The following is a 14,588-nucleotide window of genomic DNA, read 5'->3' as shown; positions in this document are numbered from 1 at the left end:
GTGGGGCGTAGGGGTTGGGAGGATGGAAAGAGGATGTCAAATAAGGAGACTGAGACACGTTGAACCACTGAAGTCATACCACGAGACATCACCAAAAAGGATGGCAGCTATGAATATCAAGACTGGCGCACGCGTTTTCGCATTGTCCGCCCTCGCAGCAATGATGATTTCCGCACCGGCGCTCGCCAAAATTGAAGAAGGCAAACTGGTTATCTGGATTAACGGCGACAAAGGCTATAACGGCCTGGCCGAAGTGGGCAAAAAATTCGAGAAAGACACCGGCATCAAAGTTACCGTAGAACACCCGGACAAACTGGAAGAGAAATTCCCGCAGGTTGCGGCAACCGGCGACGGCCCGGACATCATCTTCTGGGCGCATGACCGTTTCGGTGGTTACGCGCAGTCTGGCCTGCTGGCTGAAGTCACCCCGGACAAAGCTTTCCAGGACAAGCTGTTCCCGTTCACCTGGGACGCTGTTCGCTATAACGGCAAGCTGATCGCTTATCCTGTCGCGGTTGAAGCTCTGTCTCTGATTTATAACAAAGACCTGGTACCTAACCCGCCGAAAACCTGGGAAGAGATCCCGAAACTGGATAAAGAGCTGAAGGCGAAAGGTAAATCTGCCCTGATGTTCAACCTGCAAGAGCCGTACTTCACATGGCCGCTGATTGCTGCCGACGGCGGTTACGCGTTCAAGTTTGAAAACGGCAAGTATGACGTGAAAGACGTGGGCGTCGACAGCGCGGGCGCGAAAGCGGGCCTGACCTTCCTGGTTGACCTGATCAAGAACAAACACATGAACGCGGATACCGATTACTCCATCGCGGAAGCGGCGTTCAACAAAGGCGAAACCGCGATGACCATCAACGGTCCGTGGGCCTGGACCAACATCGATAAGAGCAAAATCAACTACGGCGTGACGCTGCTGCCAACCTTCAAAGGCAAGCCGTCTAAACCGTTCGTTGGCGTGCTGAGCGCGGGTATCAACGCCGCCAGCCCGAACAAAGAGCTGGCGAAAGAGTTCCTGGAAAACTACCTGCTGACCGATCAGGGTCTGGATGAAGTGAACAAGGACAAACCGCTGGGCGCCGTTGCGCTGAAATCCTTCCAGGATCAGCTGGCGAAAGACCCACGTATCGCGGCTACCATGGATAACGCCCAGAAAGGCGAAATCATGCCGAACATCCCGCAGATGGCTGCGTTCTGGTACGCCACCCGTACCGCGGTCATCAACGCTGCAAGCGGTCGCCAGACCGTTGATGCCGCGCTGAAAGATGCTCAGGGTCGTATTACTAAGTAATGACGTAGTCCCCTCTTCCTTTGGGAGAGGGTTAGGGTGAGGGTTGTCGCTATTCGCACGCCCTCACCCCGGCCCTCTCCCCCAGGAGAGGGAGAAAAGATCAAACGTTGTAGAGGAAAAACCCCATGGATGTCATTAAAAAGAAACGCTGGTGGCAAAGCGACGCGCTGAAGTGGTCAGCGATAGGTCTGCTGTGTCTGCTGGTGGGTTACCTTGTTGTTTTAATGTACGTACAAGGGGAATATCTGTTCGCCATCATGACGCTGATTTTAAGCTCTGCTGGCCTGTATATTTTCGCCAACCGTAAAGCCTATGCCTGGCGCTATGTTTACCCAGGCGTGGCCGGGATGGGGCTGTTTGTCCTGTTCCCGCTGATTTGTACCATCGCCATTGCGTTTACCAACTACAGCAGCACCAACCAGCTTGCGCAGGAACGCGCCCAGCAGGTCCTGCTGGATCGCTCATATCAGGCAGGCAAGACCTTTAACTTCGGCCTTTATCCTGCCGGGAACGAGTGGAAGTTAGCGCTTACTGACGAAGCAAGCGGCAAATACTACGTTTCCGACGCGTTCAAATTTGGCGGCGAGCAGAAGCTGGCCTTAAAAGAGGCCCAAGCCCTGCCGGAAGGTGAACGTGCCAACCTGCGTGTCATTACCCAGAACCGCCAGGCGCTGACCCAGCTCACCGCCGTGCTGCCAGATGAAAGCAAAGTGACCATGAGCTCGCTGCGCCAGTTCTCCGGCACCCAACCGCTCTATACCCTGGCGGATGACGGCACGCTGACCAACAACCAGAGCGGCGTGAAGTACCGTCCGAATAACGACATTGGTTTCTATCAGTCCATTACTGCCGACGGCAAATGGGGTGATGACAAGCTCAGCCCGGGCTACACAGTCACCATCGGCTGGGACAACTTTACCCGCGTATTTACCGACGAAGGCATTCAGAAACCGTTCTTCGCCATCTTCGTCTGGACGGTGGTCTTCTCGGTGCTGACGGTGATACTGACCGTTGCCGTGGGCATGGTTCTGGCCTGTCTGGTCCAGTGGGAATCCCTGAAGGGCAAAGCGATCTACCGCGTGCTGCTGATTCTGCCGTATGCCGTGCCGTCGTTTATCTCGATTCTGATTTTCAAAGGGCTGTTTAACCAGAGCTTCGGTGAAATCAACATCATGCTGAGCGCGCTGTTTGGCATCAAACCGGCCTGGTTCAGCGACCCGACCACCGCCCGCTCGATGATCATCATCGTGAACACCTGGCTGGGCTATCCGTACATGATGATCCTGTGCATGGGGCTGCTGAAGGCCATCCCGGATGACCTGTACGAAGCTTCGGCGATGGACGGCGCGGGCCCGTTCCAGAACTTCTTTAAGATTACGCTGCCGCTGCTCATCAAGCCGCTCACCCCGCTGATGATTGCCAGCTTCGCCTTTAACTTTAACAACTTCGTGCTGATTCAGCTGTTGACCAACGGCGGCCCGGACCGCCTCGGCACTACGACGCCGGCAGGCTATACCGACCTGCTCGTGAGCTACACCTACCGTATCGCCTTCGAAGGCGGCGGCGGCCAGGACTTCGGTCTGGCGGCAGCGATTGCCACCCTGATCTTCCTGCTGGTAGGCGCACTGGCGATTGTGAACCTGAAAGCCACACGTATGAAATTCGACTAAGGAGGGCATCGATCATGGCAATGGTACAACCCAAATCTCAGAAACTGCGCCTCCTGGCGACACACTTAGGCCTGCTGATTTTCATCGCGGCGATCATGTTCCCGCTGCTGATGGTTATCGCCATCTCCCTGCGTTCGGGTAACTTCGCGACAGGAAGCCTGATCCCGGACGAAATCTCCTGGGAGCACTGGAAGCTCGCGCTGGGCTTTAGCGTGGAACACGCGGATGGCCGCGTCACGCCGCCGCCGTTCCCGGTGCTGCTGTGGCTGTGGAACTCGGTGAAAATCGCAGGCATTACCGCCATTGGTATCGTGGCGCTGTCCACCACCTGCGCCTACGCCTTTGCCCGTATGCGTTTCCCGGGCAAAGCGACGCTGCTGAAAGGGATGCTGATTTTCCAGATGTTCCCGGCGGTGCTGTCGCTGGTGGCGCTGTATGCCCTGTTTGACCGCCTGGGCCAGTACGTCCCGTTTATCGGCCTGAACACCCACGGCGGCGTGATCTTCGCCTACCTTGGCGGTATCGCACTGCATGTGTGGACCATTAAAGGCTATTTCGAAACTATCGACGGCTCGCTGGAAGAAGCCGCCGCGCTGGATGGGGCTACCCCGTGGCAGGCGTTCCGCCTGGTGCTGCTGCCGCTGTCGGTGCCGATTCTGGCGGTGGTGTTTATCCTGTCGTTTATCGCTGCGATCACTGAAGTACCGGTTGCCTCACTGTTACTGCGTGATGTGAACAGCTACACCCTGGCCGTGGGTATGCAGCAATACCTCAACCCGCAAAACTACCTGTGGGGCGACTTTGCCGCGGCGGCCGTACTCTCTGCCATCCCGATAACCGTGGTGTTCCTGCTGGCGCAGCGCTGGCTGGTGAACGGCCTGACGGCGGGCGGTGTGAAAGGTTAAGTTTCGTTTTGTTATGCCACTGCAACCCTCAACTTTAGACGTATTGTATTGACCCAACTTGTGACTGTTGTTAGGCGCTCTTCGGAGCGCCATTTTTTTATTCCCGTTTCAGCCGCTTCGAATTGCACAGCCAGAGGGTGATCACCAGCAGCAGGATCGCCGCCGAGTAGATCAGCACGTCGAGCGGGGATTTATGATCGACGATGATCAGCCGCACAATGGCGGTGATCCCAATGTAGACAAAATAACGTAGTGGGAAGTGAAAGCCGGACTGAAAATACTTCACAATCAGGGCGATAAATTCAAAGTAGAGAAAGTAGACCACCAGGCCTTCCACCAGCGCATATTTGCTGGTTTGTTCAGGGGCAAACAGCACATCCGCCAGATGCACCGTCTCTTTACCCAAAAAGACGACCAGTATCAGGCCAAGGCTCAACAGACCGAGGTTCAGCACGGTCTGGAGGATAGTTGAGATAAACTCAACGCGCGGGCGAGTCAGGGATGTCATACAGCACCTCATTCTCCAGGGCGAGGTTTCTGTATAACGCAAAAATGTGACGGAGATCTATATTTTTTAATTATGTTTTATGTAGGGAGGTAACCGATGGATCGTAAACCAACCGGGGTTCGCAACGTGACCTGCGGCGACAATGTGACCGTATATGAACCTACTAATCTTTACGACTGCGTGCTGGGCAACGCCGTATTCGTCGGCCCGTTTGTTGAAATCCAGGGCAATACGTACATTGGCGACGACAGCAAAATTCAGTCGCACACCTTCATTTGCGAGTACGTTACCGTAGGCGAACGCTGTTTTATTGGCCATGGGGTGATGTTTGCCAACGATATGTTCCGCGAAGGCAAACCCAATGCTGACCGAAACAGCTGGGGACGCATTACCGTGGGTAATGACGTATCAATAGGCAGCGGTGCCACCATCCTGGCGGTCTCCATCTGCGACGGGGCGGTGATTGGAGCAGGAAGCGTGGTAACAAAATCGATTGTCGAGAAAGGTGTCTATGCCGGTAACCCGGCGAGGCTGCTGCGCCGCTTGTGATTTTCCCGGTGGCACTGCGCTTACCCGGCCTACGAAGCCGTAGGCCGGGTAAGCGCAGTGCCGCCCGGCGTAAAGAATCAGCGGAAGTTAATGTTCTTATCGCTGGTCATGTCGTACAGCTGGAACTTACGTCCAAGCTGCTGGCCGCCGTCGCGCGTCAGCGGCGTCCAGCCAACCGCTGCACGGCTGCGGGTTGGGCCTGACGAGAACAGATCCAGCGGAATCGACACATAGACTCCCTTGGTGAAGTCCCCTTCCCCGTATTCGTCCGGCGAGACGTTGGTAATGGTGGCGTAGCCGCCCACCACGACGCCGCTATCGAAGTGTTTGGAGATGTCCAGCGTACCGCCCTTATCGCCCGCCAGATACTGGCCTACGCTGGCTTTCACCAGCACGTCAGGCGCGAACGACGGCGTCCAGTAGGCGGTCAGGTGACCGGTTTTGACGCTGTAGTCGGTGAACTTCATCATGTCCTGCGCGCTGCGCCAGTCACGCTGTTTAACATAGTTAGCATCCACCCCGAACGCCCAGTTGCTGTCGACAGGACGATAAAGCACTTCCGCCCCCGCGCCGCCGTACATGGTTTCCAGATACCCGCCGTACACCTGGCCGTAGAAGCCGTTACCGAAGTACTGGAAGTAGTTGGCCTGCAGGTTATTCACGTAGGCATCGTTCTGCACGTACTCACGCACGCGGGTACGCACGCGCGGCAGCGTCGAGTCTTTTGGCGGATTGGTGTAGTTGAACTTGTCGTAGTTATTGGCGATGTTGCCGAACAGGCTGCCGGTGGTCAGCAGATGGTCGGTCAGCCACAGATCCGCCGTCGCCATGACGCCCAGCTGATACATGTAGAAGTTTTCCGGCCCACCGACGGACTGGTTCAGCACCGGATCGATATGGAAATCGAAGCGCGACTTGTCGATATACCAGCCCTGCTCTGTGGTTTCTGGCACGATCGGCTCAACACGTTTTTGCACCAGCTCGGTTTCATGTCCCAGCGGCTCGCCTTCCAGGTGGCGCTTAAGGCTGGCAACATCCGTTTCCGTCGTCACCTGCGGCAGGTTGAGACGATTCTCGGTCACGCGGATCGTGCGGATCCCCTCTGGCAGATCGTTCATGATGATCCGGTTGGCGCGCTCGATCCCTTCCCGCGAGTCGCGGTATTTCACCTGCTCGCCGGTGACGTAAAGCGTATCGCCTTTCACCTGAATTTTCGGATCCGCCAGGCCGGCATTGTATTTCAGCAGCGTCAGCTGGTTTGCCACCACGGAGTGCTGCAGAATCGCATCCTGCGGTTCCGGCTGGTATGCAGGCCGCGCGTTATCATTGTAGTGCGGCCGCATGTCGTTAAAGTTGGTGCGCAGCGTGAAGCCGAACATCACCGTATTGCCGCGCTCGTAGCTGAAGTTAACGTCGGCCCAGTCGGTGACGCGATAAATTGCGCCGACGTTAAACTTGCTCTTCTGCTCAATCTTCCCGGCGAAGTCCTGCGAGTAATCATTCCCCTCGTACTCCAGCTTCAGGCGTAACGGCTGCCATGGGGTTTGATACTCCACACCGCCAAACAGCGATGCCGGACCGTGGAACATCTGATCCCCGTTGATGGAGCCCGCTTTCTTATAGCTGTTATCGCGGTAGCAGTATTTATCGCTGTAGGAGCAAAACGGGTTTTTCACGTTTCCGCTGGTGCCGAGATAGCCCCATCCCAGGCCAAGCGAGAAGTCGAACGGCCCCCAGGCCTTGCTGGCCACGATGTATTCCGCATCAAACAGGCCGGTACCGCCGATATCTTTGGCGCCCACGGAGACCTGCGGCATCCAGTAGCTCTCTTCCCACAGGCGCAGCTTGACGTCGAAGGCTTTATCTTTGTAGGTCTGATCGCCTGAGAACGCCTCGACGCTGCTGTATTGTTTCGTCCGTACGTCGGTATAGCGCAGCGTGGTTTCAAGCCACGGGAACAGCTGCACTGACCCCGAGTAGTAGCGATACTGGTCATTATCACGGTAGTTAAGGCTAATTTCCCCTTCGCGCGCCATACGCGCGGTGGGCGTTTGCAGTAAACCGACGCCGCCGAAGTCTGACTGAGACGGGCCAATGGGTGCCGGATACGTTTCTGCATGGCAGGCGGCACTCACGCAGAGCGCCAGCATGCTGTAGAGATAGGTTCTTTTCATTATTCCGGTATCCGCTGAATCAGGGAGTGAAGGATATCGGCGTTAAGCCCGTCATACGCCTTCGTCCAGAAATGGTCGGCAAAACCGACAAAAATAATGCTGCCCGGCATGGGTTCGATATGACGTTTATTCCAGTAAGCAACGGGGGCTTTTTGCGTGTGGCCGTCGGGGTAAATCACCCAGGCGTAGCTGTTATCCGCGCCGCTCAGCCGACTCTGCTCGTCGAGATAACTCGCCACGTCACGACCGGGGGTAAAGGGCTTGTTACCCGGGCTGCCGATCAGCCCCATCACGGTCACCGTCGTCGGCTTCGCCGGAAGCCAGAGCGTATAGTCCCCTTCCAGGGTCGGGTTGCCGTTTTCCGTGACGCGCACGTCATCCGGGTCAAGATTGACGTTCTGTCGGCCCGTCACCTTCAGCGCCTGCAGCTGCTGGCGAACGCTATTAATCGCCGCCGCGTCGTCGCCGTCTTCCTGCTCCGCTAATCCCGTTAGCCTGGCAAGGAGCGCCTTGTGCTGCTGTTCCGCTTCAGCGGTCTTCTGCCGTTCAGCGATGACCGCGCCTGGCCACCAGCTGTTGGCGAGCCTTGGCTGTCCGACGAGATCGAGAAGATGCTCGGCGTGGGTTAAGGTTTTGGGTTTTTCACTGTCCGGCGTGTAGACCTTCACAGTCCCGGCGGACCATGCCAGCGGCGCGGCAAAACTGGCGATAAGCGCAGCGTGGATGAGCATTTTCATGATTTCGCCGCCTTGATCAGGGTGGTTTTGACCGGAAAGAATCCGGCACCAAGATACTGTAATGACTGGCGGATCTGCCCTTCCTCGTCAATCCAGAAGCGGTTGTGCCAGGTGGCCCGATCGGTAGTGACCTCTTCATCCAGCACGCGAACCTGCGTTTCGTCGCTGCCGACCTTCACGCTGTCCGTGCCGTCCCAGCGGAAGGTCGAGCGTGCCGTGGCGTAACGCACCTGCTTGTGTTCAGTCCAGCCCATCGTGCGCGTCCAGCCTGCGCCGTCGACGATCTGGTTCGGCTTGATCAGCGGGTCGTCGGCGAGATTATTCACCTCCAGCAGGTTGTCGCCGCCCAGCAGGGTTTTCACGATACGGCCATGCTGCGTCACGATGGTGGCCTGATCCTGCGTCACCCATTTCTGCTGCCCGTTTTCATCGAAAGCGAGCACCACAAAAAGCTGCGGGCCATCGTTAAGCTGCATGTACTGACTGGCATAAGGCATGTTCTGAAGTTCGTCATCGGTCAGATGCACGCCCGGCGTGCCGAACATGCTTTCCCACAGTGAATTTCCCAGCCCTTTAGTGGTGGCCGAGCACGCCTGCAGCAGCAGGCAAATCAGAATGATTGCAGGTCGCTTCACGACTCTTCTCCGAAGGGGCGAAATAACCACACCGAAGTGTGGTTATGATTAAAACACCCGCTATTACTGGGTGCTGGTTGTCGTGGTGGTTGTGGTTCCGGTGTTGGAGCCATCACCGCCACCGGTTGCCGCCAGCGCGACACCCACGGCTGAACTTACGGTGCTGGCGCTGGCTGCGGTAGAACTTCCCGCAGACGCAGACGTCGCAGCCGACCCTGCCGCTTCCCCGACCTGAACCGGAGCTGCATAAACAGATGTCGCCGCAAGCGCAGATATGGCAAAAATGCCATACAGTACTTTCTTCATAACAATTTCCCTTCAATGAATGAATGGAGATTTGCCCGAAAAGAATTTCAGGCGGAATCGAGTATACACAACTCATGCCGTGGGTTTGCCGTAAGGGGAAATAGGGAGTGGGTTTTCGGAATAATGGTTAAAATTGAAATGAAGGACAAATCCAAAAAATACAAAAGAAATACAAAACAAATACTTATAATATATTTACATTATCTGATTTCTGCGTATTTTCTTAAAATAAACCGCAGCAATTAACGGGTTAAGCGTCTTTTTCGGATTAAACTCAGATCCAGAATTTGAGTTAACTAACAGACATCAGGAATTATCCGATAAAAAAATGCCGGCATTAAGCCGGCACGTTTTCATGTCGTTTTAATTACGCACGCCATGCTTTATAACGGTTGATCAAACCATTTGTCGAGCTGTCATGGCTGGTAATCGCTTTATCGTCACCCAGCTCTGGCAGAATACGGTTTGCCAGCTGTTTGCCCAGCTCAACGCCCCACTGGTCAAAGGTGAAGATGTTCAGGATCGCGCCCTGCGTGAAGATTTTGTGCTCGTACAGGGCAATCAGCGCGCCCAGGCTGAACGGCGTGATTTCGCGCAGCAGGATGGAGTTGGTTGGACGGTTGCCTTCAAACACTTTGAACGGTACCACGTGCTCCAGCGTGGCAGGATCTTTACCCTGGTCACGGTATTCCTGCTCAACCACCTCGCGGGATTTACCGAACGCCAGCGCTTCGGTCTGGGCGAAGAAGTTGGACAGCAGCTTCGGATGGTGGTCGGACAGCGGGTTATGGGTGATAGCCGGAGCGATGAAATCGCACGGTACCATTTTGGTGCCCTGGTGAATCAGCTGGTAGAAAGCATGCTGACCGTTAGTGCCCGGCTCGCCCCAGATAATTGGGCCAGTCTGGTAGTCCACCGCGTTGCCGTTACGGTCAACGTACTTACCGTTGGATTCCATGTTGCCCTGCTGGAAGTAAGCCGCAAAGCGGTGCATATACTGGTCGTACGGCAGGATCGCTTCGGTTTCAGCGCCGAAGAAGTTGTTGTACCAGATCCCGATCAGCGCCAGCAGCACCGGCAGGTTTTTCTCAGGCGCGGTGGTGGAGAAGTGTTTGTCCATCGCGTGGGCGCCGGAGAGCAGCTCAACGAAGTTGTCGAAGCCCACGGACAGGATGATGGACAGGCCAATTGCAGACCACAGAGAGTAGCGGCCACCAACCCAGTCCCAGAACTCGAACATGTTCGCGGTGTCGATACCGAACTCGCTGACGGCTTTACCGTTGGTAGAAAGCGCCGCGAAGTGTTTCGCCACGTGCTTGTTGTCGCCAGCGGTTTTCAGGAACCAGTCGCGCGCGCTGTGGGCGTTGGTCATGGTTTCCTGAGTGGTGAAGGTTTTAGACGCAACCAGGAACAGGGTGGTTTCCGGGTTCACGTTTTTCAGCACTTCGGCGATGTGGGTACCATCGACGTTAGACACAAAGTGCATGTTGAGGTGGTTTTTATACGGACGCAGCGCTTCGGTCACCATGAACGGGCCGAGGTCAGAACCGCCGATACCGATGTTAACCACGTCGGTGATCGGTTTGCCGGTGTAGCCTTTCCAGCTACCGGAGATAATCGCTTCGGAGAACGCTTTCATCTTTTCCAGCACCGCGTTCACTTCCGGCATGACGTCTTTGCCGTCAACGATGATTGGCGTATTGCTACGGTTACGCAGGGCCACGTGCAGCACGGCACGATCTTCGGTGCGGTTGATCTTCTCGCCGGAGAACATGGATTTGATGGCGTCTGCAAGCTCAGTCTCTTTCGCCAGATCCTGCAGTTTTGCCAGCGTCTCTTCGGTAATGCGGTTTTTAGAAAAATCCACCAGCATCAGGTCGTCGAAGGTCGCGGAGAACTTGTTGAAACGATCGGCATCTTTCGCGAAAAGATCCGCGATGGTGACGTCTTTCATTTCATCATAATGTTTCTGGAGTGCCTGCCAGGCAGCGGTCTGCGTTGGGTTGATGTTTTTCATTAGCAATACTCTTCTGATTTGAGAATTGTGACTGCGGTCGATTGTAGCGCCTGCAAATAAAAATTGTGATGGTTTTTATGCCATTGCCCTGGCCTGCATCAAACACAGGTGAAAAGACCCGAAAAGTATAGCTGCTGAAGCGCCCTCCCGGAGCGGATAAATGTCGGTCAAAATGCCCTAAAACGGAGCATAAAATCTGGCCCTGTTATAAGTCCTGTTTCTCAGGGGTACCCCCCCATAAAAAATCCGCATAATCCCAGCATTGACAGGACCTCCCCCGCATTTTATTTATAGGGCCGTATTTTGCGCCTGCACCTGTTTTCGTTTCACTCTTGTGCCAAGGTCGCTTATTCATTCCCTGACACGAGGTTGTTATGACGAGTTTTGTGGTCGCCAAATTTGGCGGCACCAGTGTGGCCGATTACGATGCCATGAACCGCAGCGCCGATGTGGTGCTGGCCGATCCGAATACCCGCCTGGTGGTGCTGTCTGCCTCCGCCGGCGTGACGAACCTGCTGGTTTCTCTGTCTGAAGGACTGGAAGCGACAGAACGTTTCGTGAAGCTGGATGCACTGCGCAAAATTCAGTTCGACATTCTTGAACGTCTGCAGAACCCTAACGTCATCCGCGAGGAAGTGGAACGTTTGCTGGAAAATATCACTACCCTGGCAGAAGCGGCTTCTCTGGCAACCTCCACCGCCCTGACCGACGAGCTGGTCAGCCACGGTGAGCTGATGTCCACCCTGCTGTTTGTTGAAATCATGCGCGAGCGTAACGTTCAGGCGCAGTGGTTTGACGTGCGCAAAATCATGCGTACCAGCGACCGCTTTGGCCGCGCCGAGCCGGACGTTGAGGCGCTGGCGGAACTGACCAATCAGCAGCTGGCCCCGCGTCTGGCAGACGGCATCGTAATCACACAGGGCTTTATCGGCAGCGAAGCGAAGGGCCGCACCACCACGCTTGGCCGTGGCGGCAGCGACTACACCGCAGCGCTACTGGGCGAGGCCCTGCATGCCACTCGCGTGGATATCTGGACTGACGTTCCGGGCATTTACACCACCGACCCGCGCGTCGTTTCCGCGGCGAAACGTATTGATGTGATCGCCTTTGAAGAAGCGGCGGAAATGGCCACCTTCGGCGCGAAAGTGCTTCACCCGGCCACGCTGCTGCCTGCCGTACGCAGCGATATCCCGGTCTTCGTCGGCTCCAGTAAAGATCCAAAAGCCGGCGGGACGCTGGTCTGCAAGAAAACGGAAAACCCACCGCTGTTCCGCGCCCTTGCCCTGCGCCGTCGCCAGACGCTGGTGACGCTCCACAGTCACAATATGCTGCACTCCCGCGGTTTCCTGGCGGAAGTGTTTGGCATTCTGGCACGCCACAACATCTCCGTGGATCTGATCACCACCTCGGAAGTGAGCATTGCGCTGACGCTGGACACCACCGGTTCAACCTCAACCGGTGATACCCTGCTGACGCAGTCGCTGCTGATTGAGCTGTCTGAGCTGTGCCGCGTGGAAGTGGAAGAAGACCTGGCGCTGGTTGCCATCATCGGCAACAAGCTGTCGCGCGCCTGCGGCGTGGGCAAAGAGGTATTTGGCGTGCTCGACCCGTTCAACATCCGCATGATTTGCTACGGTGCGTCCAGCTATAACCTCTGCTTCCTGGTGCCAGCCGATCAGGCCGAGCAGGTCGTGCAGAAACTTCATCAGAATTTGTTTGAATAAGCGCAAGAGTGGCCCGGGCGTTTTCACTACCGGGCCATTCTCTAGCTTTTCATAACTGTTCTCATCAGCAGCGAATCCAGATCTTTTAAATTTCCTTCTCTGCTGTCGGGTAGTACCGGCGGCACTTCTCCTCTCACCAGCTCACTTTGCAAAAAAGCGTGGAGTAAGGGCCGTTTAGGACCATATTCCGCTTCACCTGCGCGCTGTTTTATTTCCAGTAATGCATCGATTTCCGCACGTAACGGCGCGCACAGTTCGCTCCCGGCAAGCAGTTCGGCAAAACGCATCGGTGGAACGCCTTTCCCCGCTTCTACCCACCGCGCCGCCAGCAAAGGGCGCAGAACATAAAAGTACTTTTTCAGCCGAACCGTTTCCCCCTGTAAATATCCACGGAAGTTTTTTCGGGCCATTGAGTAATAATGCCAGCGGGCGCGCAATGGCGAAAACCACGCAGGTATCAGCGCACGCAACTCGGCCACTACCGTCTCATCCTCCTGATAAACAACAGGGGAATCCAGCCACTCGATAAGCGTCGGGTTTGCCCCCTTCAGCAGGCCCAGTGCCTTGCGCCATTCCCAGCCACAAACGTCCAGTTCATCATCTATCGGCAGCTCGATCACATCCCGCTGGGATTCGACGCGCAGATACCATTCTGGGTGGTGAACGTACAAAAACCGCACATCATAATCGCTATCCGGTGAGGCAAATCCCCATCCCCGGCTGCCCGATTCACAGGCGTAGAGCACGCGCACGTTATAGCGCTGCTCTATATCGCGAAGTTGCGCGCAGACACGTGCGCGCATCGCGCTATCAACATCGTTGTTGCTCATTTTTTTATCCTTTTACACACACTACCTGACGCAGGGTGTGAACGATCTCCACCAGCGACGATTGCGCGGCCATCACGGCGTCAATGTCTTTATAGGCCATCGGCGTTTCATCGATCACCTCATTGTCTTTGCGACACTCTACGTGAGAGGTCGCCTGAATATGGTCGCTAAGGGTATAGCGTTTTTTTGCCGCCGTTCGGCTCATCACTCGCCCGGCGCCGTGGCTGCAGGAACAGAAGCTTTGCTCGTTGCCGAGGCCACGCACGATGAAGCTCTTTGCGCCCATTGAGCCCGGAATAATCCCCATCTGCCCTTTCTGCGCCGACACCGCACCTTTGCGCGTGATCAGTACCTCTTCCCCAAAGTGATGCTCTTTCTGCACATAGTTGTGATGGCAGTTAACCGCCTCCTGCTGCGTAATAAAGGGCTTTGTCACTTCGCGAGAGAGCGCCGCCAGCACGCGCGACATCATCACTTCCCGATTGTGGCGGGCAAAATCCTGCGCCCACTCCACCGCCTCAATGTAGTCCTCATAGTGACGACTCCCCTCCTGAAAATAGGCCAGATTTTTATCCGGCAGATGTCCCAGGTGATGCTGCATATCCTGCTGTGCCAGGGCGATAAACACATTACCGATGGCGTTTCCTACGCCGCGCGAGCCGCTGTGCAACATCACCCAGACGCGCTGCTGCTCATCGAGGCAAATTTCAATAAAGTGGTTTCCGGTACCCAACGTGCCCAGATGCTGGTAGTTGTTGGTTTTCCGCAACTGCGGGTATTTATCCGTGAGTTGTTTAAAACGTGGGGCCAACACCAACCAGCGATCGTCCACTTCTTTCGGTGGCGTTTCCCACGCGCCTTTATCCCGTCGAGAACGCGTATTGGTTCTCCCATGCGGTACTGCCTGTTCAATGGCGCTACGTAAACCGCTGAGATTATCCGGCAAATCACCGGCCACCAGCGAAGTGCGAACGGCAATCATCCCGCAGCCAATATCCACGCCAACCGCCGCAGGAATAATTGCCCCTTTGGTCGGAATCACGCTGCCGATGGTTGAGCCTTTACCGAGATGAACGTCGGGCATCACCGCAAGGTGTTTGAAAATAAACGGCATCTTTGCAGTATTCAGTAACTGCGCCTGTGCCTCTGGCTCCACGGGAACGCCGTGAGTCCACATTTTGATCGGGGCGCCGTTTGACGCCGTCAGTAATTCAAAATCATTCTGTTGCATTG

General features: G+C 55.7%; 13 protein-coding genes. 5 read left to right on the top strand and 8 right to left on the bottom strand.

The features are described 5' to 3' along the window. Nucleotides 1-109 precede the first annotated feature (109 nt). From malE to malG, 3 genes are all read left to right on the top strand, one after another. Nucleotides 110-1,300, top strand: coding sequence for a maltose/maltodextrin ABC transporter substrate-binding protein MalE (gene malE, locus ACW9E7_RS00150; RefSeq protein WP_045909150.1), 1,191 nt, complete (start codon nucleotides 110-112; stop codon nucleotides 1,298-1,300). 125 nt (nucleotides 1,301-1,425) lie between these two features. After that, nucleotides 1,426-2,970 carry a maltose ABC transporter permease MalF gene (malF, locus tag ACW9E7_RS00145; protein ID WP_458727055.1) on the top strand — a complete coding sequence of 515 codons (1,545 nt, stop codon included), beginning with the start codon at nucleotides 1,426-1,428 and terminating at the stop codon, nucleotides 2,968-2,970. A 14-nt stretch (nucleotides 2,971-2,984) separates the two neighbouring features. Beyond that, complete coding sequence (malG, locus tag ACW9E7_RS00140) at nucleotides 2,985-3,875, top strand: maltose ABC transporter permease MalG (RefSeq protein WP_023310002.1); 891 nt, start codon at nucleotides 2,985-2,987, stop codon at nucleotides 3,873-3,875. A gap of 97 nt (nucleotides 3,876-3,972) precedes the next feature. On the opposite strand, the gene psiE is transcribed toward malG, so the two are convergent. After that, complete coding sequence (gene psiE, locus ACW9E7_RS00135) at nucleotides 3,973-4,383, bottom strand: phosphate-starvation-inducible protein PsiE (protein WP_000202963.1); 411 nt, start codon at nucleotides 4,381-4,383, stop codon at nucleotides 3,973-3,975. A 96-nt stretch (nucleotides 4,384-4,479) separates the two neighbouring features. On the opposite strand from psiE, the gene ACW9E7_RS00130 reads away from it, so the two are divergent. Then, complete coding sequence (locus ACW9E7_RS00130; RefSeq protein WP_271369657.1) at nucleotides 4,480-4,932, top strand: acyltransferase; 453 nt, start codon at nucleotides 4,480-4,482, stop codon at nucleotides 4,930-4,932. A gap of 77 nt (nucleotides 4,933-5,009) precedes the next feature. Here ACW9E7_RS00130 and ACW9E7_RS00125 read toward each other — a convergent pair whose 3' ends face one another. The 5 genes from ACW9E7_RS00125 to pgi form a co-directional block, all read right to left on the bottom strand. Continuing rightward, a complete protein-coding gene (locus tag ACW9E7_RS00125; RefSeq protein WP_458727054.1) occupies nucleotides 5,010-7,106 on the bottom strand; it encodes a YjbH domain-containing protein in 2,097 nt (698 codons plus the stop codon). Further along, nucleotides 7,106-7,843: a capsule biosynthesis GfcC family protein gene (locus tag ACW9E7_RS00120; RefSeq protein ID WP_133293570.1), complete on the bottom strand. Its 738-nt coding sequence runs from the start codon at nucleotides 7,841-7,843 to the stop codon at nucleotides 7,106-7,108. The genes ACW9E7_RS00125 and ACW9E7_RS00120 overlap by 1 nt, the downstream gene beginning before the upstream one ends. Next, nucleotides 7,840-8,478, bottom strand: coding sequence for a YjbF family lipoprotein (locus ACW9E7_RS00115; protein WP_115876948.1), 639 nt, complete (start codon nucleotides 8,476-8,478; stop codon nucleotides 7,840-7,842). Before ACW9E7_RS00115 ends, ACW9E7_RS00120 begins: the two co-directional genes overlap by 4 nt. A gap of 63 nt (nucleotides 8,479-8,541) precedes the next feature. Next, nucleotides 8,542-8,784, bottom strand: a complete 243-nt coding sequence (yjbE, locus tag ACW9E7_RS00110; RefSeq protein ID WP_008503423.1) for an exopolysaccharide production protein YjbE — start codon at nucleotides 8,782-8,784, stop codon at nucleotides 8,542-8,544. Nucleotides 8,785-9,151: 367 nt separating this feature from the next. Next, nucleotides 9,152-10,801: a glucose-6-phosphate isomerase gene (gene pgi, locus ACW9E7_RS00105; protein WP_115876949.1), complete on the bottom strand. Its 1,650-nt coding sequence runs from the start codon at nucleotides 10,799-10,801 to the stop codon at nucleotides 9,152-9,154. Nucleotides 10,802-11,175: 374 nt separating this feature from the next. On the opposite strand from pgi, the gene lysC reads away from it, so the two are divergent. Beyond that, on the top strand, nucleotides 11,176-12,525 hold the full coding sequence (gene lysC, locus ACW9E7_RS00100; RefSeq protein WP_008503421.1) for a lysine-sensitive aspartokinase 3: 1,350 nt from the start codon (nucleotides 11,176-11,178) through the stop codon (nucleotides 12,523-12,525). A gap of 41 nt (nucleotides 12,526-12,566) precedes the next feature. On the opposite strand, the gene ACW9E7_RS00095 is transcribed toward lysC, so the two are convergent. Next, nucleotides 12,567-13,355: a nucleotidyltransferase domain-containing protein gene (locus ACW9E7_RS00095; protein WP_115876950.1), complete on the bottom strand. Its 789-nt coding sequence runs from the start codon at nucleotides 13,353-13,355 to the stop codon at nucleotides 12,567-12,569. A gap of 4 nt (nucleotides 13,356-13,359) precedes the next feature. Continuing rightward, complete coding sequence (locus ACW9E7_RS00090) at nucleotides 13,360-14,586, bottom strand: RtcB family protein (protein ID WP_047073138.1); 1,227 nt, start codon at nucleotides 14,584-14,586, stop codon at nucleotides 13,360-13,362. Nucleotides 14,587-14,588: the final 2 nt, after the last annotated feature.

This window comes from Enterobacter sp. H2G27 (assembly GCF_054403075.1).
Note: the sequence above shows the minus strand (reverse complement) of the source record. Positions and strands in the feature narration are given on the sequence as shown.

Excerpts from the sequence above, each read along its gene's own strand:
- ACW9E7_RS00125 (WP_458727054.1), bottom strand. The coding sequence starts at position 7,106 with ATGAAAAGAACCTATCTCTACAGCATGCTGGCGCTCTGCGTGAGTGCC.
- ACW9E7_RS00095 (WP_115876950.1), bottom strand. The coding sequence starts at position 13,355 with ATGAGCAACAACGATGTTGATAGCGCGATGCGCGCACGTGTCTGCGCG.
- yjbE (WP_008503423.1), bottom strand. The coding sequence starts at position 8,784 with ATGAAGAAAGTACTGTATGGCATTTTTGCCATATCTGCGCTTGCGGCG.
- ACW9E7_RS00120 (WP_133293570.1), bottom strand. The coding sequence starts at position 7,843 with ATGAAAATGCTCATCCACGCTGCGCTTATCGCCAGTTTTGCCGCGCCG.
- lysC (WP_008503421.1), top strand. The coding sequence starts at position 11,176 with ATGACGAGTTTTGTGGTCGCCAAATTTGGCGGCACCAGTGTGGCCGAT.
- malF (WP_458727055.1), top strand. The coding sequence starts at position 1,426 with ATGGATGTCATTAAAAAGAAACGCTGGTGGCAAAGCGACGCGCTGAAG.
- pgi (WP_115876949.1), bottom strand. The coding sequence starts at position 10,801 with ATGAAAAACATCAACCCAACGCAGACCGCTGCCTGGCAGGCACTCCAG.
- malG (WP_023310002.1), top strand. The coding sequence starts at position 2,985 with ATGGCAATGGTACAACCCAAATCTCAGAAACTGCGCCTCCTGGCGACA.
- ACW9E7_RS00090 (WP_047073138.1), bottom strand. The coding sequence starts at position 14,586 with ATGCAACAGAATGATTTTGAATTACTGACGGCGTCAAACGGCGCCCCG.
- malE (WP_045909150.1), top strand. The coding sequence starts at position 110 with ATGAATATCAAGACTGGCGCACGCGTTTTCGCATTGTCCGCCCTCGCA.
- psiE (WP_000202963.1), bottom strand. The coding sequence starts at position 4,383 with ATGACATCCCTGACTCGCCCGCGCGTTGAGTTTATCTCAACTATCCTC.
- ACW9E7_RS00130 (WP_271369657.1), top strand. The coding sequence starts at position 4,480 with ATGGATCGTAAACCAACCGGGGTTCGCAACGTGACCTGCGGCGACAAT.